Below are 21,542 nucleotides of genomic sequence, written 5' to 3'. Positions count from 1 at the left end.
CGAGACACACCGCTTGAGTAAAGCACTTCGACCTGGATTCCGACAGTCGCAAGCTAGGGGTCGCCCATGAGCCCCCACCTACAATTTGAGTATGAACGCCAAGACCGAAGCGCCCAGCTACAACCCGAACGAGATCGAAGCCGCCGCCCGTGCCTACTGGACGGAGCGCGATGCCTACCGCGTGACCGAAGACGCGAGCAAGCCGCACTTCTACGCCTGCTCGATGCTGCCCTACCCCAGCGGCAAGCTGCACATGGGCCATGTGCGCAACTACACGATCAACGACATGCTGGCCCGCCAACTGCGCATGAAGGGCTACAACGTCCTCATGCCCATGGGCTGGGACGCCTTCGGCCTGCCGGCCGAGAACGCCGCCATGAAGGGCAAGGTGCCGCCGGCGCAGTGGACCTACTCCAACATCGCCCACATGAAGGGCCAGATGCAGGCCATGGGCCTGGCCATCGACTGGAGCCGCGAAGTCGCGACCTGCCAGCCCAGCTACTACAAGTGGAACCAGTGGCTGTTCCTGAAGATGCTGGAGAAGGGCATCGCCGAGCGCCGCACCCAGGTCGTCAACTGGGACCCGGTGGACCAGACCGTGCTGGCCAACGAGCAGGTCATCGACGGCCGCGGCTGGCGCTCCGGCGCCCTGGTCGAGAAGCGCGAGATCCCGGGCTACTACCTGAAGATCACGCAGTACGCCGAGGAACTGCTGTCGGCCGTGGCCGATCCGGCCGACCCGAACTACCTGTCCGGCTGGCCCGAACGCGTGCGGCTGATGCAGGAGAACTGGATCGGCAAGAGCCAGGGCGTGCGCTTCGCGTTCCCGCACACCATCGAAGGCGGCGGCGGGCGCCTGTGGGTGTTCACCACCCGCGCCGACACCATCATGGGCGTGACCTTCTGCGCCGTGGCGCCGGAGCATCCGCTGGCCACCATCGCGGCCAAGGAGAAGCCTGACGTCGCCCGCTTCATCGAAGAATGCAAGGCCGGCGGCACCACCGAGGCCGAGCTCGCCACGCAGGACAAGAAGGGCGTGCCCACGGGCCTGTTCGTGACCCACCCCATCACCGGCGCGCAGGTCGAAGTCTGGGTCGGCAACTACGTGCTGATGAGCTACGGCGACGGCGCCGTCATGGGTGTGCCGGCGCATGACGAGCGTGATTTCGCGTTCGCGCTGAAGTACCAGCTGCCCATCAAGCAGGTCATCGACGTCGAAGGCCAGGCCTACGACGACAAAAAGTGGGCCGAGTGGTACGGCGACAAGATCAAGGCCCGCTGCATCAACTCCGGCGTGCTGGATGGGCTGTCGTACGTCGACGCCGTCAGCAAGGTCGCCGAGCTGCTGGCCGAGAAGGGCCTGGGCGAGAAGAAAACCACCTGGCGCCTGCGCGATTGGGGCGTCAGCCGCCAGCGCTACTGGGGCACGCCCATCCCCATCATCCATTGCGATGACTGCGGCGTGGTGCCGGTGCCCGAGAAGGACCTGCCCGTCGTGCTGCCGGACGATTTGATTCCGGACGGCAGCGGCAACCCGCTGAACAAGCACGCCGCGTTTCTGAACGTGGCCTGCCCGAGCTGCGGCAAGCCGGCCAAGCGCGAGACGGACACGATGGACACCTTCGTCGATTCGTCTTGGTACTTCATGCGTTATTGCGACCCGACCAACGACCAGGCCATGGTCGGCGAGGGCACGAAGTACTGGATGCCGATGAACCAGTACATCGGCGGCATCGAGCACGCCATCCTGCACCTGCTGTATGCCCGCTTCTGGACCAAGGCGATGCGCGACCTCGGCCTGGTGACGATCAGCGAGCCGTTCGAGAAGCTGCTGACGCAGGGCATGGTGCTCAAGGGCGCGTTCTTCCACAAGCCCGAGGGCGGCGGCAAGGACTACTACTGGGACCACGAGATCGACGTCATCCACGACGACAAGGGCGCCATCACCGGCGCCAAGCTGAAGAAGGACGGCACGCCGCTCGAGTACGAGATGACGACGATGTCCAAGTCCAAGAACAACGGCGTGGACCCGCAGGCGCTCATCGACCAGTACGGCGCCGACACGGCCCGCCTGTTCGTCATGTTCGCGTCGCCCCCGGAGCAGACGCTGGAGTGGAACGACGCGGCCGTTGAAGGCGCTCACCGCTTCCTGAAGCGCGTGTGGAACTTCGGCGCGCGCAATGCCGACGCCATCAAGTCGGGCGGCCAGGACTTCGCCGCGCTGAACGGCGACGGCAAGGCGCTGCGCCGCGAGGTGCACAACGTGCTCAAGCAGGTCAGCTACGACTACGAGCGCATGCAGTACAACACCGTCGTCTCCGGCGCGATGAAGCTGCTGAATGCGCTGGAAGGCTTCAAGGCTGAGGGCCAGGCTGCGGCGATCCGCGACGGCTTCTCGGTGCTGCTGCGCGTGCTCTACCCCGCCACGCCGCACGTGTCCCACCAGCTCTGGCAGGACCTCGGCTTCGCGGCCGAACTGGGCGACCTGCTCGACGCGCCCTGGCCCACGGTGGACGAGGCCGCGCTGGTACAGGACGAGATCGAGCTGATGCTGCAGGTCAACGGCAAGCTGCGTGGTGCGGTCAAGGTGCCGGCCTCGGCCGACAAGGCGGCCATCGAGGCCGCCGCGCTGGCGACCGAGGAGTTCGCCAAGTTCGCCGAAGGCAAGGCGCCCAAGAAGGTCGTCATCGTGCCGGGCCGCCTCGTCAACATCGTCGTGTGATGCAACGTCGCCACCTCCTGCTGCTGGGCAGCGCGGCCCTCACTGGCTGCGGCTTCGAGCTGCGCCACGAGCCCGTGCTGTCCTTCCAGACACTGGCGCTGACGGGCTTCCCGCCGGAGTCGCCATTGGCCGCCGGCCTCAAGCGCCAGATCAAGCGTACGTCGGTGCAGTTGCTGGACGACCCGGCCCGCGCCCAGGTCGTGCTGGAGGCGCTGCGTGAGTACCGCGACCGCACCGTCGTCGCGTCCACCAGCGTCGGCCAGGTGCGCGAATTCCAGCTGCGCCTGCAGTTCGACTATTCGATCCACACCGCCAGCGGCGAGTTGCTGGTACCCAAGGTCGAGCTGCGCCTGTCTCGCGACATGAACTACACCGAGAGCTTTGCGCTGGCCAAGGAGCAGGAGGCCGCCAACCTCTACGGTGCGATGCATTCGGATGCCATCGCACAGGTCATGCGCCGCCTCGCTGCGGTGAAGCTCCCCACCTGATGCAGCTCCGCGCTGAAGGCCTTTCGGCCCATCTCGCCAAAGGCCTGGCCCGCATCTACACGGTCCACGGCGACGAGCCCCTGCTCGCGCAAGAGGCGGCGGACCAGATCCGCGCCGCCGCGCGTGCCAACGGCTTTGGCGAGCGGCAGATCTTCATCGTCTCCGGCGCCTATTTCGACTGGGCCCCGGTGCTGGCCGCCGCGCAGGCCATGAGCTTGTTTGCCGACCGCCAGTTCATCGAGATCCGCATCCCCAGCGGCAAGCCCGGCAAGGACGGCTCCGAGGCCTTGCAGCGGTACGCGCAGGCCGCGCCCGACGACGTGCTGACCCTCGTCACGCTGCCGCGCCTGGACAAGACCCAGCTCTCCAGCGCCTGGTTCACCGCGCTCGACGGCAACGGCGCGTCCATCCGTGTCGAGCCCGTCGAGCGCCGCATGCTGCCAGCCTGGCTGGCCCAGCGCCTGCGCGCACAGGGGCAGTCCGTACCCGAGGGCGAGGACGGGCAGAAGGCGCTGGCCTTCTTCGCTGACCGCGTCGAGGGCAATCTGCTGGCCGCCCACCAGGAGCTGCAGAAGCTGGCGCTGCTGCATCCCAAGGGCGAGTTGACGCTGGAGCAGATCGAGGCGGCAGTGCTGGACGTGGCGCGCTTCGACGTCTTCAAGCTCAGCGAAGCCGTGCTGTCGGGCGCCGTGCCGCGCATGCTGCGCATGCTCGACGGCCTGGAGGCCGAGGGCGAAGCCGCCGTGCTGGTGCACTGGACGCTGGCCGAGGACGCGCGGGCGCTGGCCCGCGTGCGCGCCGCGCTGGATGCCGGCAAGCCGCTGCCCCTGGCGCTGCGCGAGGCGCGCGTCTGGGGTGCCAAGGAGCGCCTCATCGAACGCATCGCGCCGCGGCTGGACGCATACCAGGCCGGCGCCCTCGTGCAGGCAGCCCAGGTTTGCGATGGCCTGGTGAAGGGCCTGCGCCATCCGGACTGGCCCAGCGCCCCCTGGGCCGCGCTACGCCGCCTGGCCCTGATGCTGGCAGAGGCCGCAAGCGGTAAAACTGGGGCTGTTCTGGCTGCCCGTTGAGCCCGATTGGGCTATCGTCGGGGAGGGAGCCCCATGCCGCCATGACGACGTCTCTTCGCCACCTCATTCCTGCCGCCTTCGCATTGAGCACACTCGCGGCTCAGGCCGTGCCCGTCACCGTGCAGTTGCGCGGGCCGGCCGGCCAGCCGCTGGCCGGCGCAGCGGTGGCCATCGAGGTCAAGGGCCGCACCGGCAAGGCCAGCGCGGCCAAGGCCGAGATGGGCCAACGCGAGCGTCAGTTCACGCCGCAGCTTCTCGTCGTGCAGACCGGCACGGCCGTGAACTTCCCGAACTTCGACACCGTCCGGCACCACGTCTACTCGTTCTCGCCGATCAAGGTCATCGACATCAAGCTGTATTCCGGCACGCCGACCGAACCCGTCGTCTTCGACAAGCCCGGCGTCGCAACGCTGGGCTGCAACATCCACGACCGCATGAGCGCGCACATCGTCGTCGTCGACACGCCGACCTTCGGGCGCACCGACGACAAGGGCCAGGTGGCGTTTGATCTGCCGGCCGGCGAGCATGTCGTCAAGGCCTGGCACGGCGGCCAGAAGTCGCCCAACCTGCAGAGCGTCAAGCTCGAAGTTCCGGCGGCCGGGGGCACTGTGGCCCTGACCCTCGCCGAGTAACACCCCCACGATGCGCTGGCCAGCCTGGCTGAATCTGCGCCGCCTCGAGGGGCGCATCGTCGCCCTCTTCCTGGCGCTGCTGCTGGTCGTTCAGCTCGTCAGCTTCGGTGCCATCCACGCCAGCATCACCCACAACGCCGAGGATTCGCTGGCCGCCGAGCTGCAGACCGGCGAGCGCGTGCTGCGCCGGCTGCTGGACCAGCGCGCCGGCAAGCTGCACGACGCGGCCGAGCTGCTGGCCAAGGACTACGGTTTTCGCAGCACGGTGGGTCTGTCGCTGGCCGAGGCCGGCACCGTCGAGACCATCAAGGACGCCCTCGTCAACCAGGGCGAGCGGGTCGGCGCCTCGGTCGTCGCCTATTTCGACGACCAGCAGCACCTCGTCGCCGCTACGCGTGACGGCACGGCCTCCTTCGGCACGGCGCTGCGCCAGCTCATCCAGAGCAACGAGGGTGCGGCGCTGGCGGTGCAGGGCAACCAGGTCTTCCAGGTGGTTGCGGTGCAGGTGCGCACGCCCGCGCCGGTGGGCTGGGTGCTGATGGCCTTTGCGCTGGACCGCGAGGTGCTGGACGACCTCAAGGCCCTGTCCGAGCTGGAAAGCGTGGTGCTGCTGCAGAGCCCGACCAAGCCCTGGCTGAGCATCGTCAACAACCTCGACGACGGCGCCGCCGAGGCCCTGCGTGCCAGCCTGGGCCGGGAGGCGCCGGTGGACGGCATCCTCGAGCTGGCCGGCGAGCGCATGCGGGCGCGCTTCGTGCCGCTGATCAGCGGCGATCAGCCCTTGGGCGTGCTGCTGCTGCGCTCGCTGGACGTGGCCCTGGCGCCCTACCAGCAGCTGCAGCTCGTGCTGCTCGGCCTGACGGTGCTCGGCGTTGCCATCTTCGCCATGGTCAGCGTGCTGCTGGCGCGCGGCATCAGCGGGCCCATCACGGCGCTGTCGGCCTCGGCGCGGCGGCTGGAGCGCGGCGACTACGACACGCCCGTGCCGTCGACCTCGAGCCTGGACGAGGTGCACAAGCTCGCTGTCGCTCTGGAGGGCATGCGCGAGGGCATCCGCCGCCGTGACGCCCTCGTCAACAACCTGGCCTACGTCGACCAGCTGACGCTGCTGCCCAACCGCGCACGCTTCGCAGAATTCCTGCAGCACCACCTGACCAACAGCGACACGCCGGGCGCCGTGCTGATGCTGGACCTGGACCGCTTCAAGCACGTCAACGACGTGCTCGGCCACGAGGTGGGCGACCGCCTGCTGCAGTCGGTCGCCGAGCGCCTGCAGGCGCTGTGCGCGCCGGCGCATTCGGTGCTGGCGCGGCTGTCGGGCGACGAGTTCGCCGTGCTGCTGGCCCACACCGACGCGCATGCCGCCAGCGAGGCGGCGCTGGCCATCCTGAAGGACTTCGAGCGCCCGCTGCAGATCGACAACGAGACCATCGACCTGGGCGCCGGCATCGGCATCGCCCTGTTCCCCGCCCATGGTGCCGACGTCAACCTGCTGCTGGGCCGTGCCGAGCTGGCCATGTACGCGGCCAAGACTCGCCAGTGCGGCAGCCTGATCTACCACGCCCAGTTGGACGCGGGCAGCCAGGAGTCGCTGTCCCTGCTGACCGAATTGCGCCATGCCGTCGAGGGCGACGAGCTGCGCCTGTACCTGCAGCCCAAGATCGACCTGCAGCACGGCAAGATCCTCGGCGCCGAGGCCCTGGTGCGCTGGCAGCATCCCACGCGCGGCCTGGTGCCGCCGATGCAGTTCATCCCGTTTGCCGAGCAGACCGGCTTCATCCGCCTGCTCAGCGCCTGGGTGCTGTCCAACGCGGCCAAGTTCGCGCGCCAGGCGGCGGACGCCGGCCTCACGCTACGGCTGTCGGTCAACCTGTCCACGCGCGACCTGATGGACCAGGACCTGCCGGCCAAGATCGAGGCCATGCTGGCGCCGCTCAACGTGCCGGCCGAGTCGCTGTGCCTGGAGATCACCGAGAGCGCCATCATGGACGACCCCGAGCGAGCGCTGTCGACGCTGGAGCATCTGCACGCGATGGGCTTCAAGCTGTCCATCGACGACTTCGGCACCGGCTATTCGTCGCTCGCCTACCTCAAGCGCCTGCCGGTGGACGAGCTGAAGATCGACAAGAGCTTCGTCATGGCGATGGAGCGCGACCTGGACGACGCGCGCATCGTGCGCTCGACCATCGAGCTGGCCCACAACCTGGGGCTGACCGTCGTCGCCGAGGGCCTGGAAACGATCAAGGCCTGGGCCATGCTGGCCCGCCTGGGCTGCGACGAGGGCCAGGGCTATTACATCGCCAAGCCGATGCCGCAGGAGCAGTTCATCGCCTGGGCCAAGAGCTGGCAGCCGCCCGATGCCTCGGCCGTCACGACCGAGAGCGTGATCGCCAAGCTTGGCTAGCCCCTCGCCCAGGCCCTGCTCCGGCTGAACGCCGGCAGGCCTGGTCGGTCCCCCGAGGGGACGGCGATGCTTGCCGGATCGGCCGGCAAGCACATCGCCAGCGCGGGCCGGCTAGGGAGCGGCCCGGCGCTCGGCCCGCAATTTCATGCGGTCAGTTGTCGCGGTCTTCCAGCGCTTCGCACAGCGCCGTCAGCCCTGCCGTCACCGTCTGCAGTCGCACCGCGTGGCGGTCGCCGCTGAAGTTCTCGCGCCAGACCAGCGCCGGCCGGCCCGCATGCACCAACGCCAGCCAGACCGTGCCAACGGGCTTGGCATCGCTGCCGCCCGTGGGGCCGGCGACGCCGGTAACGGCCAGCGCCCAGTCGATGGGCGCGTGCGCCAGCAGGCCGCGCGCCATGTGCTCGGCCACCTCGGCGCTGACGGCGCCATGCAGCGCGATCAGCCCCTTGGGCACGCCGAGCAGTTCGGCCTTGGCTTCGTTGCTGTAGCTGACGACGCCGCGCTCGAACCACGCGCTGGAGCCGGCCAGGCTGGTGCACGCCGCGGCGATGAGGCCGCCGGTGCAGGATTCGGCCGTGCCGATGCGCTCGCGCCGCTGGATCAGGGCCACGGCGATGCGGTCGATCAGTTCGTAGTCGTCGGCAAACATGGCTTCACCCCTTCACCCCATGAGGACGCGGTAGAGCGCGATGACGGCAAGCGTACAACCCGCCGCCACGAAGTCGTCGAACAGGATGCCGAAGCCTTGGGCCCAGCCGATGGGGGCACCGCGTTCGATCTTGAAAAGCCGGTCCGCCCAACCCACCGGCCCGGGCTTGGCCGCATCGAAGAAACGAAACAGGCCGAAGGCGATGAGCTGGCCGAGCCAGCCCACCGGCGCGATCAGCCACAGGATGAGCCAGAAAGCCAGCACCTCGTCCCAGACGATGGAGCCGGGGTCGGGCGTGTTCATGTCGCGCGCCGTGCGCGTGCAGGCCCACCAGCCGACGAGGGTGCCCAGGCCGATCAGCAGCGCCCAGGCCAGGTCGTTCATCCACGGCGCGATGACAGCGAACACAAGCCAGGCCCACAGCGTGCCGACGGTGCCCGGTGCCTTTGGCGACAGGCCGCTGCCGAAGCCGAGCGCGATCCAGCGGGCCGGGTGGCGGAGCATGAAGCCCGGCGTCGGGCGGATGGGTGCGCCGCTCATGATTTGAAGTGGTCAAAAGAACGCAAGCCGTGTTCGACCGCAGCGCCTCGACTGTCGACAACACGCAGGCCCGGTTCGGCCTCGATGACACCGATGCGCGTCAGCGCCACACCCACGTCGGGTAGCCGCACGCCGGCTGGCGCGGTGAAGACGAGCTCATAGTCGTCACCGCCAGCGAGCAGGCACTCACGCTGCAACGCCACGGGCTGCGCGGCCAGCACGGCGCTGCGCGGCAGGGCGTCGACGTCCAGCCGTGCGCCGACCCGCGAGGCCGCAAGGATGTGGCCCAGATCGCCAAGCAGGCCGTCCGACACATCGATGGCCGCCGTCGCGATGCCGCGCAGCGCCTGGCCCAGGGCGACCCGCGGTGTCGGCAGTTCCATCGCGGCGCGCACGCTGTCGAAACCCGCGCCCTCCGCCGCGACCGTGCCGCGGAACACCTCCAGCGCCAGCCGGGCATCACCCAGCCGCCCCGACACCCAGATTTCGTCGCCCACCCGCGCGCCCCCGCGCAGCAGGGCCTGGCCGGGTGGCGCCTCGCCGAAGACGGTGATGCAGATGTTCAACGGCCCCTGCGTCGTGTCGCCGCCAATCAGCGGGCAGGCGTGGGCGTCGGCCAGCGCCCACAGGCCGCGGGCGAAACCGGCCAGCCAGGCTTCGTCAACGCGCGGCAGAGCCAGGGCCAAAGTGAAGCCTCGCGGCGTCGCGCCGCAGGCCGCCAGGTCGCTCAGGTTGACGGCCAGCGCCTTGTGGCCCAGCCGCGCCGGATCGACCGTCGACAGGAAGTGCCGCCCCTCGACCAGCATGTCGCTGGAGACCAGCCAGCGCGCGCCCGGCGTGGGCACGAGCACGGCGCAGTCGTCGCCCACGCCCACCTCGACACCAGCACTCGGGGAGCGCTGGAAATAGCGCCGGATCAAATCGAACTCGCCCATGGCCGCGATTAGACCTTGTGGAGATCCACAGCGACCCGAGGCGCCCTCGGTGGCATGATTCCAGGCCTCGTCGGAACCGGTGACCCACGCCATGCCAAGCTCAGAAGAAAAACGCGCCCAGCTCCGCCAGGCGGCCCTGGAATATCACGAGTTCCCGACCCCCGGCAAGATCGCCATCGCGGCGACCAAGCAGCTCGTCAACCAGCACGACCTGGCGCTGGCCTACTCGCCCGGCGTGGCCGCGGCCTGCGAGGAAATCGTGGCCGACCCGGCCAACGCCTTCCGCTACACCTCGCGCGGCAACCTCGTTGCCGTCGTCACCAACGGCACCGCCGTGCTGGGCCTGGGCAACATCGGGCCGCTGGCGTCCAAGCCGGTGATGGAGGGCAAGGGCGTCCTCTTCAAGAAGTTCGCCGGCATCGACGTCTTCGACCTCGAAGTGGCCGAGAACGACCTCGACAAGCTGGTCGACTGCATCGCCGCGCTGGAGCCGACCTTCGGCGGCATCAACCTCGAAGACATCAAGGCCCCGGACTGCTTCTACGTCGAGCGCAAGCTGCGCGAGCGCATGAAGATCCCCGTCTTCCACGACGACCAGCACGGCACGGCCATCGTCGTCGGCGCGGCCTTCCTGAACGGCCTCAAGGTCGTCGGCAAGGACATCAAGCAGGTCAAGCTCGTCACCTCGGGCGCAGGGGCCGCGGCTCTCGCCTGCCTGGGCCTGCTCGTCAAGCTCGGCCTGCCGCGCGAGAACATCTGGGTGACCGACCTGGCCGGCGTCGTCTACGAGGGCCGCACCGAGCTGATGGACCCGGACAAGGCCGTCTTTGCTCAGCCCACTTCGCAGCGCAGCCTGCGCGAGGCCATCGCTGGCGCTGACGTGTTCCTGGGCCTGTCGGCCGGCGGCGTGCTGAAGGCCGACATGGTGGCCACCATGGCCGCGCAGCCGCTGATCTTTGCGCTCGCCAACCCGACGCCGGAGATCCTGCCCGAGGAAGTGCTGTCCGTCCGCAGCGACGCCATCATGGCCACGGGCCGCACGGATTACCCCAACCAGGTCAACAACGTCCTGTGCTTCCCCTACATCTTCCGCGGCGCGCTGGATTCGGGCGCCACGACGATCAACGTCGAGATGGAGATTGCCGCCGTCCACGCGATTGCTGATCTGGCGCAGGCCGAGCAGAGCGAGGTCGTCGCCGCCGCCTACGTGGGCGCCACGCTGAGCTTCGGCCCCGAGTACCTGATCCCCAAGCCCTTCGACCCGCGGCTGATGATGCGCATCGCGCCGGCTGTGGCGCAGGCCGCCGCCGACTCCGGCGTGGCCGCGCGCCCGATCAAGGACTGGGACGCTTACCGCGAGAAGCTGCAGAGCTTCGTCTACGCCTCCGGCAACACGATGAAGCCCATCTTCACCGCGGCCAAGCGTGCGCCCAACAAGCGCGTTGCCTACGCCGAAGGTGAGGAAGAGCGCGTGCTGCGCGCGGCCCAGGTCGTCGTCGACGAAAGCCTGGCTCGCCCGACGCTGATCGGCCGCCCCGAGGTCATCGCCGAGCGCTGCGAGCGCTTCGGCCTGCGCCTGCAGCAGGGCCGCGACTACGACGTCGTCAACGTCGAGCACGACGAGCGCTACCGCGACTACTGGCAGACCTATCTGCAGATGACCGAGCGCAAGGGCGTTACCCAGCAGCTCGCCAAGATCGAGATGCGCCGCCGCCTGACGCTGATCAGCGCCATGCTGCTGCACAAGGGCGAGGTCGACGGCCTGCTCTGCGGCACCTGGGGCACGACCGCCACGCACCTGCAGTACATCGACCAGGTCATCGGCAAGCGCGCTGGCGTGAAGACCTATGCCTGCATGAACGGGTTGATCCTGCCGGGCCGCCAGGTCATGCTGGTGGACACCCACGTCAACTACGACCCGACCGCAGAACAGCTCGCCGAGATCACCGTCATGGCCGCGCAGGAAATGTGCCGCTTCGGCCTGACACCGAAGGCCGCGCTGCTGTCGCACAGCAACTACGGCACGAGCGACAAGCCCTCGGCCGTGAAGATGCGCGACACGCTGGCGCTGCTTCAGCAACTCGCCCCCTGGCTGGAGGTCGACGGCGAGATGCACGGCGATACGGCGCTCGACGCCTCGTACCGCAAGCAGATCATGCCGAACAGCCCGCTGACCGGCGAAGCCAACCTGCTGGTGCTGCCCAATATCGACGCCGCCAATATCTCCTACAACTTGCTGAAGACGGCGGCCGGCGGTGGCATCGCCATCGGCCCGGTGCTGCTCGGCGCCGCCAAGCCGGTGCACATCCTGACGCCGTCGGCGACCGTGCGGCGCATCGTCAACATGACGGCCCTGACAGTGGCCGACGCCAACGCCGCGCGCAGCTGAAGCGGGCCTCGGTACCGCCCGGGAACAGCACAAAAGCGCCCGGACTCCCCCAATTGACAGAAGTTTTCACGCCGAAATCTTTGTCATGGCAGCGTCACGACCCTAGATAAATCAATGGCTTGGCGGCATGTGAGCACCGGCTCACAAAGCCCCATTCCAGACTCCGGCACCTGAGTCCGGCTTGAGCTTTTGGGGTCGCTTCGGTACCATGTTGGTTTTCGAAGCAGGGTTAACCCGTGTTTTTTCTTTCGTGGCTGGCGCGCTCTGGCGCCTCGGCGGCACTATCCGCCCTGCTGCTCACCGGCTTGGCCGGCGGCGCGCAAGCCAAGGAAGCTCCAAGCAAAGGGATCTCCACCACAACGCCCGCTCTGGCTGAAATTCAGCTGAGCGAGCTGCCCGCCCAGGCTCGGGAAACGCACCGCCTCATCCATGCTGGCGGCCCGTTTCCTTATGCCAAGGATGGCGTGGTGTTCGGTAACCGAGAACGCCTTCTGCCTCGCCAGGCACGCGGCTTCTATCGCGAATACACGGTCAAAACCCCTGGCGCGCGCAACCGGGGCGCTCGTCGCCTCATTTGCGGCGGCTCGCCTCCCAAGGCGCCAGAGGTTTGTTACTACACCGACGATCACTATGCCAGCTTCAAGCGCATCCGCGCCCAAGCCGGCCGGTGATGGTCCAGGGTTCAGCAGTTTTGTGACTTGAAAGGAGGATCGTGACCATGCTTTTGCAGACCGTCCGTCCCAATATCGTGCAGGCCATACGGGCCTACCGGGTCGAGGACTTGATGCAGGCCGCCCAAGAAGCGGGCCAGCATTTCCTGTACGCCAACCTGTCGGAGGCGCAGTCCAAGCAGGACGTGCTCGATGGCATCGCGCAGGCCTTCCTGTTCCCGACACATTTCGGCAAGAACCTGGACGCCCTGCATGACTGCATGACCGACCTCGTCCACAAGGCCGGCAGCCAGCCGGGCTTTGTCGTGGTGCTGGAGCAGTTGCCTGACAACGTGCGCTTCGACCGTGAGGCACGCGAGCAGTTGCTCGATGTCTTCCGCGACACGGCCGACTACTGGGCCGACAGGAAGATAGCCTTCCGCTGTTTCTATTCTTTTCAGTAGCCCGCTCCCAAGAAAACGGGTCATGGGAGCGGGCTACTGAGGTGGCCCCGGTTATTGAGAAGCCTGCGCCGAAAAGCGCGAAGTCGACGATTGGCAACCCCAACTTCGGCATGAACATGCCGATGATGTGCAGCGCCTTCGATACGTCAATGTGGTTGAGCGCCGCCTGAGTCGGCCGCTCATCAATCAAAACGGGACCCGCGGGTCCCGTTTTTGTTTCTAGGCCTTCACTTCGAGGGCCAGTGCGATGAACTCGGCCACCGGCACCTCCTCGGCGCGGCGCTGCAGGTCGAAGTGGCCCTCGTAGCCACGCTCGGCCAGCCAGCGGCCCAGGCTGTGGCGCAGCAGCTTGCGGCGCTGCGAGAAGGCGCTGGTGACGAGCGCGCCCAGCAGCTTGGGGTCCAGCGCAGGCGGGGCCTTGAGCGGCAGCATGCGCACGATGGCCGAATCCACGCGCGGCGGCGGGTCGAAGGACTCGGGCGGCACGTCCAGCACCGATTCGATGTCGTAGCGCCACTGCAGCATCACGCTGAGGCGTCCGAAGTCCTTGCCGCCCGGACTGGCGGCCATGCGATCCACCACTTCCTTCTGCAGCATGAAGTGCTGGTCGACGACGTCGTCCACCGCCTCCAGCAGATGGAAGAGGATGGGCGTGGAGATGTTGTACGGCAGGTTGCCGACGACGCGCAGCTTGGCGCCCTTGGCGGCGGCCAGCGCCTTGAAGTCGACCTTGAGCACGTCGCTCTCGATGACCTCCAAGTCGTCGCGCTTGCGCAGCCGCGCGGCCAGGTCGCGGTCCAGTTCGATGACGGTCAGCGGCTTGTGCCGCGCCAGCAGCGGTAGGGTCATCGCTCCCAGGCCGGGGCCGATCTCGACCAGCGTCTCACCCGGCTGCGGGTCGATCAGGTCGACGATGGCCTCGATCAGCGCCTTGTCGGTCAGGAAATGCTGGCCGAAACGCTTGCGGGGAATGTGCGTACTTAGTCGAGCCACTCGCGCACTTCGACGAAAGCCTTGGTCCGCAGATCCTTGACCCACTCCTGGTAGGCCTCGTCGTACTTCTGCTCGCGCAGCGCGCCACGGGCCTGGTCGCGCAGCTGCTTCAGCTCGACGTCGACGTTACGGCGTTCCAGCACCTGGATCAGGTGCACACCGAAGCGCGACACGACCGGGCCGGAGATACCCCCCAGCGGCAGTGCATTCATGGCCTCTTCGAACTCCGGCACGAAGCCGCCGGCGCCCATCCAGCCGAGATCGCCACCCTCAGGGGCGCTGCCATCCTCGGAGTTGGCCTTGGCCACCTCCTCGAACTTGGCCTGGCCGGCTTCGATCTGGCGCTTGAACTCGGCCAGTCGGCGGGCTGCCACCTCGGCGGTCAGCTGGGCCGACGGACGCAGCAGCACATGGCGGGCATGGGTTTGCGTGGACTGCGAGAGTGACGCGGCACCCTGGCGCTCGATGAGCTTGAGGATGTGAAAACCGGCGCCGCTGCGCAGCAGCTCGGAGGCGGCCTGGCCGCTCTTCAAGTTCTTGACGGCCCCGACGAAGATGTCGGGCAGGCGGTCGGCCGGGCGCATGCCGATCTCGCCGCCACGCGCCTTGTTGCTGTCCTCGGACACCTCGCGAGCCACCTTGGCAAAGTCCTCGCCGGCCTTGATGCGAGCCAGCGCTGCCTCGGCGCGCGCACGGCGCTCGGCGACGACAGCCTCCGGCGCACCCTCGGGCACGGGCACCAACACCTGGGCCAGGTTGATCTGGCCACCCTGCTCGAGCGCGGCGCGCTTCTTGTCCAGATAGGCGTCGATCTCGGTGTCGGTCACCTTGATGCGGCCCTGCACCTCGCGCTCGCGCACGCGCTCGGTCATCATCTGATCGCGCAGGTTCTCGCGGAAGCTCTTGTAGTCGGTGCCGTCGGTCTTGAGGCGCTCTCGCAACTGCTCCATCGTCAGCTTGTTCTGCGCGGCAACGTTGGCAACGACGCGGTCCAGTTCGGCCTCGTCGACACGCTGGCCGTTCTCGCGCGCATAGGTGACGAGGACGCGATCCTCGATCAGCGCCTCCAGCGCCTGCTTGCGCAGGCCGGCCGTCTCGGGCATGACCTCACCGCGCTGGCGGGCCTCCTGGCGCAGCTTCTCGGTGCGCTGGATCACCTCGCTGGCGGCCACGACGTCCTGGTTGACGACGGCGGCGATGTAGTCCCCCGGCTGCAGCGTGGTTGTCTGGGCCGAGGCCTGTAAGGCGGCCAGGGCCAACGTCACGGCAAAAATAGGGGGAGCTAGGCGATAGATCATGGTTGGAAATCTGAACTCGGTGAGCGGTCGGAGCTCAGCCTTCGGTAACCGGGCACATTGTCCTTCAAGACCTTGAGGGCGTTCGAACCGAGCTGTGACAGGCCGACGAGCTCCAGCTGCAGCATCAGCCGCGTGTTGGTTTCGGCTCGGCCGGTGGACAGGCGCTCGATGCCCCAGCGCAGCACCCAGCAGCCGGCGTCGTACTCGAAGCCCATGACGGAATCCGTCAGGCGCCGGTCGCGCAGCGAATACTGCACACGGCCGGCGCTGTACCAGGCACCGCCGCAGGCCTTGCTGTCGGCGCCGCGCGAGGTGACGGGCGTGCCGTAGATGGGCCATTGCCAGGCCAGTTCGACCTGTTCGCTCTGGCCTCGTGCGAGGCGGTAGGCGACGCTGACGGTCTTGAACGGCCCCGGCGAGTAGCGCGCGCGCAGCACCGAACGCACCGAGCGGTTGGTCTCGGGGTTGAACTCCATCGTGCCGTCGGCCCACCACTTCTCGTCCAGATGCGCGGCGGCGGCCAGCAGCAGGTCGGAGAAGCGCTGGGTGACGGGCTGGCCATCCGGCGTGATCTTCTGGTCGCGGAACAGGAAGCGCTGAACGGCGCCCAGGCGCAGGATTTCCTCGCCACTGGCGGCGCTGACCCAGCGGCTCGTCGCACCGGCGCTCAAGGCGTGCAAGTCCGACACCCGGTCCACGCCCGAGAAGGGGTTGTCGGTGTAGATGGAGTCGAAGTTGAAGTCCTTCGGCGCCGAGTCGAAGCTGGGCAGATTGGTCTGGTCGCGGAAAGGCGTGTTCACGTAGAACAGGCGCGGCTCCAGGCTCTGGCGGTAGTCGCGGCCGAACAGCGTCGTGTCGCGCTCGAAGACCCAGCCGTGGTCGATGCTCAGCGTCGGGATGATGCGACTCATGCGGCTGCGACCGTCGGCCTGCGGGCGGTCCAGGTCGTAGGCGGCGGCGTTGAAGGAGGCCCGCGGGATGAACCACCAGGCCTCACCCCCCAGTGGCGCGGCCACATGGCCGAGGGCATGGACGCGCTGGCCGCCGTGCGGCTGGCCGACCAGGGCGGAGCCGGGCAGGTCGAAGCGGTTGTATTCCAGCTCCAGGCCACCCTCCAGCCGCGCCTTGCGGCCCCAGGGGCGGAAGCTGTCCAGCACCGCCTCGTCGGCCGCCGTCGTCACGCGGATGCCGATCTGCGGGCTGCGCTGGTAGGGCGAGTCGAACTGCGCCAGGGCGTCGGTGCCCTGCAGCGTCTGCCAGCGCTGCACGCGGGCATAGGTGTCGATGACGCCCCAGGACAGTTCGCGCTGGCGGTTCAGCGTGAAGTCGCTGGCCAGCAGGCGCTGCGTCTGGCTCTCGACCCGGCGCGACATGTCCTTCCAGTAATCGTCGTCGGACACGCGCTCGCTCTTGAGCCGATAGCGCCAGTCGCCGAACACGTGGCCGTCATTGTTGAACTTGAGGCTCCAACGCGAGCTCCCGAAGATGCGGTCGCTGGGCAGCAGGTCGACGTTGATGCGGCCGGCGTGGCCGGGCTCCAGATAGCGGAACTCGCTGTCCAGGCCCACGCCGCGCTTGGTCATCACGAAGGGCGTGAAGGTCGCATCGCGCTGCGGCGCGATGTTCCAGTAGTAGGGCACGCCGGTCTCGAGGCCGGCGCGGTTGTCCAGGAAGATGTTGGGCGGCAGCCAGCCCGACTTGCGCGCCGAGCTGAGTGGGAAGCTCAGGGACGGCGCCGCCAGGATGGGCACGCCCAGGAAGCGCAGCACGGCGCCATCGGCCTGGCCCTCGTTGGCGGCGAGGTCCAGGCGCAGCTGCCGGGCTGTGATCTGCCAGGCGGGCTCCTGGTTCTCCACCGCGGGGCAGCTGCTGTAGCTGCCCTCGGTGGCGCTCATGTGCTCGCTGTCCTGGAACTTCAGCGCCTTGGCCTTGCCAGCGCCGCCGGTGGCGGCGAGGAAGAAGCTGGGCGTCAGGAACTCGCCTTCGAAGCGACTCACATGCAGCTGCAGCAGCGGCCCGGTGAAGACGTTGCCGTTGTGGTTGATGCGGACATGGCCTTCGGCCCGGGCCAGGTCGTCAACGAGGCGATAGTTGAGCTTGTCGGCGTCCAGCACCAGTTCGCCGTAGCGCAGCTCGACGCCCTCCGTGCCTTCGGCCTGCTGGTCCATCTGGGCCGACAGCTTGCCAGCCGAGATGACCAGGGCCGGCTTGGCGGCGCCCGGCTTGGCCGGTGCACCCAGCACACGGCTGCCGCGCAGCGGGAAAGAGGCATCGGCCGCGGCCTGCTGTGCCGACGCCTCACCCCAGGCGCACAGGGCCAGGGCGATCAGGGTGGGCAGTGATGCGGTGTGGGGGAGGCGGAACGGGCGCGGCACGGGCAGCAGAAGCAGCGGCAGAAGCAGCAAAAGGCTCGGAGTCGGTGAGGATGCCGGGGCCGGCGGTTCTTAGAATTTGATTATCCACGAGGGCTTTCACCCGATGACGCTACCGACCTCCGCCCTGTTGCAGGATCTGCTCACTCACCCGGCCGACGCCGACCGCCTGATGCGCGCGGCCTGTGCCGAGCTGCGCGCCCACCCCGCCCCACCCACACCGCCGAGCGAGGCGGCCTTGCGTGCTGGCCTGGCTCATGTCGCCGATGCCGGCCTCGATGGCGTGTTGCAGCGCCTGCTCGACGACGCCCCTCTGGGGGCTGCGACCGACGCGATCGCCGCCCTGCTGCGGCCGGCAGAACTGGCCTGGGACGAGGCCCAGGAGATCGACTGGGCGGCGCGCCACTGGCAGGCCTGCCGCGAAGACGGTCAGCTCGACGAGGAGCTGGCGGCTGACTTTGGCGAGTATTGGCGCCGGCTGGAATGGAGCGCGCTGCGCCAGCATCTCGCACTGCTGGGCCAGGGCCACGCGGATGAGCGCCGGCTGCTGGCCCATGTCGTGAAGACGGCATCGCGCTATGTCGCGTTCGGGCCCTTGAAGCGGGCCCTGGAGGCTCGCTTCCCCGAACTCTTCGCGCTGGGTTTCACCCTGCGCTGACAGCACCAAGAAAAACGACCCCGGGGCCGAGGCCGCGGGGTCGCAGTTTGGAGCGAAGCTCGCTCAGGCCTTGCGGCGGCGCATGGCCAGGCCCAGGCCAGCCAGGGCCACGGCCACCAGCGCGTAGCTGGCCGGCTCGGGGATGGTGCCGCTGTCGACGTTCAGCACGACACGCGTGTTGCCGTTGAAGGCCAGGCCAGCCCAGTTGACAGCGACGGAGTCGTTGTCGAACGTGATGCGGCTGGCGTTGAAGCCGCCCATGTTGCTGCTCGCATCCAGCGTGACGTTGACGATGTTGGGTGCGCCGAGGAAGTTCAGCAGATTGCCGTTCTCGATGTACAGGCTGCCGCTCGTCCAGCCCGCGCCGCCGTTCCACGTGGCGCTGGTGGTGTAGTCGTAAATGATCTGGGTGCCAGTGACCTGGATGTCGAAGTAGCCAATCGAGCTGCCGTGGTTGGCACCGTCGGCGGTGAAGCTGGTGGCACCGCTATAAGCACCGCCGTTGAAGTAGTACTGCGAGCTGACGGTGGAACCGATCAGACCGGCGTGAGCGGGCAGGCTGGCGGCGAGCAGGCTGGCGGCGGTGAGGGCGGCGGCCAGGAGCTTGGTCTGGAAGGTCATGGAGTTTTAAGTTAGGGGGTTGACGACAGACGCATCGTGCCTGTCAAAACCCTCAACCCCGCCCCCGCGCCTACAGGGGGTCAGGCCATGCTGTGTGAACAACTGCGCGCCGCGGCACTCCGGCTACCCCCCCGCGACTGCGGGAGGCCAGCTTCAGGGGCAGGTCGCGCAGCCTGCGGCAACCAGCCAGGGGTCCTTGTCCTCGCCGCCGAAGACCTGCAGCAGGAAGTCGAGAAACGCGCGGGTGCGGGCCGGCACGTACTTGCGTGTGGGCATCCCGGCCCAGAGCGTCGTGCTGAACAAGCGCCACTGCGGCATGACGCGCTCCAGCGCCTGCTCCAGCAGCGCATCCTCGACCATGAAGCTCGGCAGCCCGGCCACGCCCAGGCCATGCAGGGCGGCGGCATAGTTGGTGTCCATGTGCGTCGTCGACAGCGCGGCACGCGAGGGCACGATGGGCAGTGTGATCTCCTCCGAGCCGTCGCCGCGCTGCAGCGTCAGGCCGCGCATCAGCGTGGGCGTGGGCGGCAGCAGCGCATCGTGATCCTTGAGATCGTGGGGGTGCTGAGGCCGGCCGCGCTGGTCGAGGTATTCGGGCGAGGCGCACATGATGAATTCGCTGCGTGCCAGGCGGCGCGCGATGAAGTCGCCATCCAGCGCCTCGCGGGCCAGCAGGATGGTCAGGTCAAAGCTGTCGTCCACCGTGTCCACCGGGCCGGGCGACGTGATCTCCAGCGTCACGAGCGGGTACTCGCGGTGGAACTTGGGCAGGTGTTTGGCAAGCTGGTGCACAGCGATGGCCGGCGGGCACAGCACGCGCAGCAGGCCACGCACCTCCTGCGTGGCCGAGGCTGCCAGCGCCGCCGCCTCGTCAACGTCGGCCAGGATGCGCCGCGCGCGCTCCAGGTAGGCGTCGCCAATCTCGGTCAGCGACAGGCGCCGCGTCGTGCGGTTCAGGAGCCGCGTGCCGAGGTGGTCTTCCAACTCGGCGATGAGGCGGGTGACGACAGCAGGCGCCAGGTCCAGCGCCCGCGCCGCGGCGGCGAAGCTGCCCTCGTCGATGACGCGGACGAAAACCTTGATCGCGCGGAGTTGGTCCATTCAGGGGTGGGCAGCCATGACCTGGGCCACGGCGGCGGTCAAGCGCTTGCCGTAGGGCACATGCAGGAACTCGTTAGGCCCGTGGGCATTGCTCTTGGGGCCCAGCACGCCGCAAACCATCATCTGCGCGGCCGGGAAGCCCTTCTGCAGCATGCTCATCAGCGGAATCGTGCCGCCCTGGCCGATGTAGCCGACCGGTGCGCCAAAGTGGGCCTGGCTGGCGTCGTTCAGAGCCTGGCTGAGCCAGGGCGACAGGTCGGGCGTGTTCCAGCCGGTCGCGCCGAAGGCACCGGCGCGGCCATCGGGCGTGAACGTGACCTTGGCGTTGTAGGGCGCGTTGTCCTCCAGCAGGCGCTGCAGCTCCAGCGCTGCGGCATTGCCGTCGATCAGCGGCGGCAGGCGCAGGCTGAGCTTGAAGGCCGTGTACGGCCGCAGCACATTGCCGGCGTTCTTCAGTTCAGGGAAGCCGTCCGCGCCGACCACCGACAGCGTCGGCCGCCAGGTCCGGTTCAGCAGCACCTCGACCGGGTCGGTCGTCACCGGCAACACCGGGCCGCCGTCCGCGCCGCAGGCCCAAGGCATGCGCTTGTAGACCTCTTCCTTCAGGATGGCCGCCGTCGCCTGCACCTGCTCCAGCCGGGCGCCGGGGATCTCGCAGTGGAAGCTCTCAGGCAGCAGGCGCCCGGTCTTGCTGTCCTCCAGCCGGTCCAGCACCTGGCGCAGGATGCGGAAGGACGAGGGCACGACACCCGAGGCGTCGCCGCTGTGGATGCCTTCGGTCAGCACCTCGACCTTGAGCACGCCCGAGACCATGCCGCGCAGCGAGGTCGTCAGCCAGAGCTGGTCGTAGTTGCCGGCGCCGGAGTCCAGGCAGACCACCAGCGACACGTTGCCCAGCCGGGGCTTGAGCAGGTCGATGTAGGCCGGCAGGTCGAAGCTGCCGCTCTCCTCACAGGTCTCGATGACGCCGACGCAGCGCGGCCGCGGGATGCCCTGCTGGTCCAGCGCCATGATGGCGGTCAGCGACGCGTAGACCGCGTAGCCGTCGTCGGCGCCGCCGCGGCCGTAAAGCAGGCCGTTCTCGTACTTGGGCGTCCAGGGCCCCAGGTCGCTGCGCCAGCCGTTGAATTCGGGCTGCTTGTCCAGGTGGCCGTAGAGCAGGATGGTGTCGGTGGAGCCGGCCTTGGTGGCCGGCACCTCGAAGAAGATGACCGGCGTGCGGCCGGCGATGCGCACCACCTCCAGCTTCAGCCCCGCAACCTTCTTGCTCTCGACCCAGGCCGCGGCCTGCGTCAGCACCTTCTCGAGGTGGCCGTTCGCCGCCCAGTCGGCGTCGAACATCGGGCTCTTGGCGGGGATGGCGATGTAGTCGGTCAGCGCGGGGACGATTTCCTCGTCCCAAACACGTTCAGCGAATGCGCCCAGCGCGGTGGCCTCGTCGGCTTGCAGGGGCAGGTTGGGGTCTCGTGCGTTCATGGCGGTCTCCTGTGCGCTTGTGGCGCATCCAATGAGTTTAGGACGTCGCTCCGGATAACTACCGGCGACTCGCGTCATGC

Annotated in this window: 18 protein-coding genes; 9 read left to right on the top strand and 9 right to left on the bottom strand. The window is 68.2% G+C overall.

Annotated elements, in window-relative coordinates:
• Window positions 1–91 precede the first annotated feature (91 nt).
• From leuS to AC07V5_RS06540, 5 genes are read left to right on the top strand one after another with little or no spacing between them, the layout of a single operon-like run.
• Entirely contained in the window at window positions 92–2,722 is a 2,631-nt protein-coding gene (gene leuS / locus AC07V5_RS06560) for a leucine--tRNA ligase (protein ID WP_495114827.1), read from the top strand.
• Complete coding sequence (locus AC07V5_RS06555; protein ID WP_495114826.1) at window positions 2,722–3,210, top strand: LPS-assembly lipoprotein LptE; 489 nt, start codon at window positions 2,722–2,724, stop codon at window positions 3,208–3,210. The genes leuS and AC07V5_RS06555 overlap by 1 nt, the downstream gene beginning before the upstream one ends.
• Window positions 3,210–4,280 (top strand): DNA polymerase III subunit delta, encoded by a 1,071-nt coding sequence (gene holA, locus AC07V5_RS06550; protein ID WP_495114825.1) that lies wholly within the window; start codon window positions 3,210–3,212, stop codon window positions 4,278–4,280. The genes AC07V5_RS06555 and holA overlap by 1 nt, the downstream gene beginning before the upstream one ends.
• Window positions 4,281–4,321: 41 nt before the next feature.
• Window positions 4,322–4,912, top strand: coding sequence for a methylamine utilization protein (locus tag AC07V5_RS06545; RefSeq protein WP_495114824.1), 591 nt, complete (start codon window positions 4,322–4,324; stop codon window positions 4,910–4,912).
• A gap of 10 nt (window positions 4,913–4,922) precedes the next feature.
• Window positions 4,923–7,316 (top strand): putative bifunctional diguanylate cyclase/phosphodiesterase, encoded by a 2,394-nt coding sequence (locus AC07V5_RS06540; protein WP_495114823.1) that lies wholly within the window; start codon window positions 4,923–4,925, stop codon window positions 7,314–7,316.
• A gap of 151 nt (window positions 7,317–7,467) precedes the next feature.
• On the opposite strand, the gene AC07V5_RS06535 is transcribed toward AC07V5_RS06540, so the two are convergent.
• Genes AC07V5_RS06535 through thiL form a run of 3 tightly spaced genes read right to left on the bottom strand, consistent with a single transcriptional unit; the run spans window position 7,468 to window position 9,440 of the window.
• A complete protein-coding gene (locus tag AC07V5_RS06535; RefSeq protein ID WP_495114822.1) occupies window positions 7,468–7,965 on the bottom strand; it encodes a CinA family protein in 498 nt (165 codons plus the stop codon).
• Window positions 7,966–7,977: 12 nt separating this feature from the next.
• Window positions 7,978–8,505 (bottom strand): phosphatidylglycerophosphatase A family protein, encoded by a 528-nt coding sequence (locus tag AC07V5_RS06530; RefSeq protein ID WP_495114821.1) that lies wholly within the window; start codon window positions 8,503–8,505, stop codon window positions 7,978–7,980.
• Window positions 8,502–9,440 carry a thiamine-phosphate kinase gene (gene thiL / locus AC07V5_RS06525; protein WP_495114820.1) on the bottom strand — a complete coding sequence of 313 codons (939 nt, stop codon included), beginning with the start codon at window positions 9,438–9,440 and terminating at the stop codon, window positions 8,502–8,504. The genes AC07V5_RS06530 and thiL overlap by 4 nt, the downstream gene beginning before the upstream one ends.
• A 91-nt stretch (window positions 9,441–9,531) precedes the next feature.
• Between thiL and AC07V5_RS06520 the strand changes: the two genes are divergently transcribed.
• The 3 genes from AC07V5_RS06520 (at window position 9,532) to AC07V5_RS06510 (ending at window position 12,943) form a co-directional block, all read left to right on the top strand.
• Complete coding sequence (locus tag AC07V5_RS06520) at window positions 9,532–11,829, top strand: NADP-dependent malic enzyme (protein WP_495114819.1); 2,298 nt, start codon at window positions 9,532–9,534, stop codon at window positions 11,827–11,829.
• Between the two features lie 236 nt (window positions 11,830–12,065).
• On the top strand, window positions 12,066–12,500 hold the full coding sequence (locus tag AC07V5_RS06515) for a guanyl-specific ribonuclease (RefSeq protein WP_495114818.1): 435 nt from the start codon (window positions 12,066–12,068) through the stop codon (window positions 12,498–12,500).
• A 47-nt stretch (window positions 12,501–12,547) separates the two neighbouring features.
• Window positions 12,548–12,943: a barstar family protein gene (locus AC07V5_RS06510; protein WP_394477781.1), complete on the top strand. Its 396-nt coding sequence runs from the start codon at window positions 12,548–12,550 to the stop codon at window positions 12,941–12,943.
• 219 nt (window positions 12,944–13,162) lie between these two features.
• On the opposite strand, the gene rsmA is transcribed toward AC07V5_RS06510, so the two are convergent.
• The 3 genes from rsmA to AC07V5_RS06495 are packed head-to-tail and all read right to left on the bottom strand — an operon-like array spanning window position 13,163 to window position 17,609.
• Window positions 13,163–13,936: a 16S rRNA (adenine(1518)-N(6)/adenine(1519)-N(6))-dimethyltransferase RsmA gene (gene rsmA / locus AC07V5_RS06505; RefSeq protein WP_495114817.1), complete on the bottom strand. Its 774-nt coding sequence runs from the start codon at window positions 13,934–13,936 to the stop codon at window positions 13,163–13,165.
• On the bottom strand, window positions 13,924–15,201 hold the full coding sequence (locus AC07V5_RS06500) for a peptidylprolyl isomerase (protein WP_495114816.1): 1,278 nt from the start codon (window positions 15,199–15,201) through the stop codon (window positions 13,924–13,926). Before AC07V5_RS06500 ends, rsmA begins: the two co-directional genes overlap by 13 nt.
• Before the next feature lie 29 nt (window positions 15,202–15,230).
• Window positions 15,231–17,609, bottom strand: coding sequence for an LPS-assembly protein LptD (locus AC07V5_RS06495; protein ID WP_495114815.1), 2,379 nt, complete (start codon window positions 17,607–17,609; stop codon window positions 15,231–15,233).
• A 103-nt stretch (window positions 17,610–17,712) separates the two neighbouring features.
• Here AC07V5_RS06495 and AC07V5_RS06490 point away from each other — a divergent pair, with 103 nt between their 5' ends.
• Window positions 17,713–18,264 carry a hypothetical protein gene (locus AC07V5_RS06490; protein ID WP_495114814.1) on the top strand — a complete coding sequence of 184 codons (552 nt, stop codon included), beginning with the start codon at window positions 17,713–17,715 and terminating at the stop codon, window positions 18,262–18,264.
• 63 nt (window positions 18,265–18,327) lie between these two features.
• Here the strand turns inward: AC07V5_RS06490 and AC07V5_RS06485 are convergent, their stop codons facing one another.
• The 3 genes from AC07V5_RS06485 to AC07V5_RS06475 all read right to left on the bottom strand — a co-directional run bounded on the left by AC07V5_RS06485 (window position 18,328) and on the right by AC07V5_RS06475 (window position 21,462).
• Window positions 18,328–18,885, bottom strand: a complete 558-nt coding sequence (locus AC07V5_RS06485; RefSeq protein WP_495114813.1) for a PEP-CTERM sorting domain-containing protein — start codon at window positions 18,883–18,885, stop codon at window positions 18,328–18,330.
• A gap of 153 nt (window positions 18,886–19,038) precedes the next feature.
• Window positions 19,039–19,986: a LysR family transcriptional regulator gene (locus tag AC07V5_RS06480; RefSeq protein ID WP_495114812.1), complete on the bottom strand. Its 948-nt coding sequence runs from the start codon at window positions 19,984–19,986 to the stop codon at window positions 19,039–19,041.
• Window positions 19,987–21,462, bottom strand: coding sequence for a M20 family metallopeptidase (locus AC07V5_RS06475; protein ID WP_495114811.1), 1,476 nt, complete (start codon window positions 21,460–21,462; stop codon window positions 19,987–19,989). It abuts the gene before it with no gap.
• Between the last annotated feature and the right edge of the window lie 80 nt (window positions 21,463–21,542).

The organism is Roseateles sp. GW821-FHT02E12 (assembly GCF_059421665.1).
The sequence above is the reverse complement of the archived record's forward strand: the minus strand, read 5'-3'. Positions and strand labels throughout refer to the sequence as shown.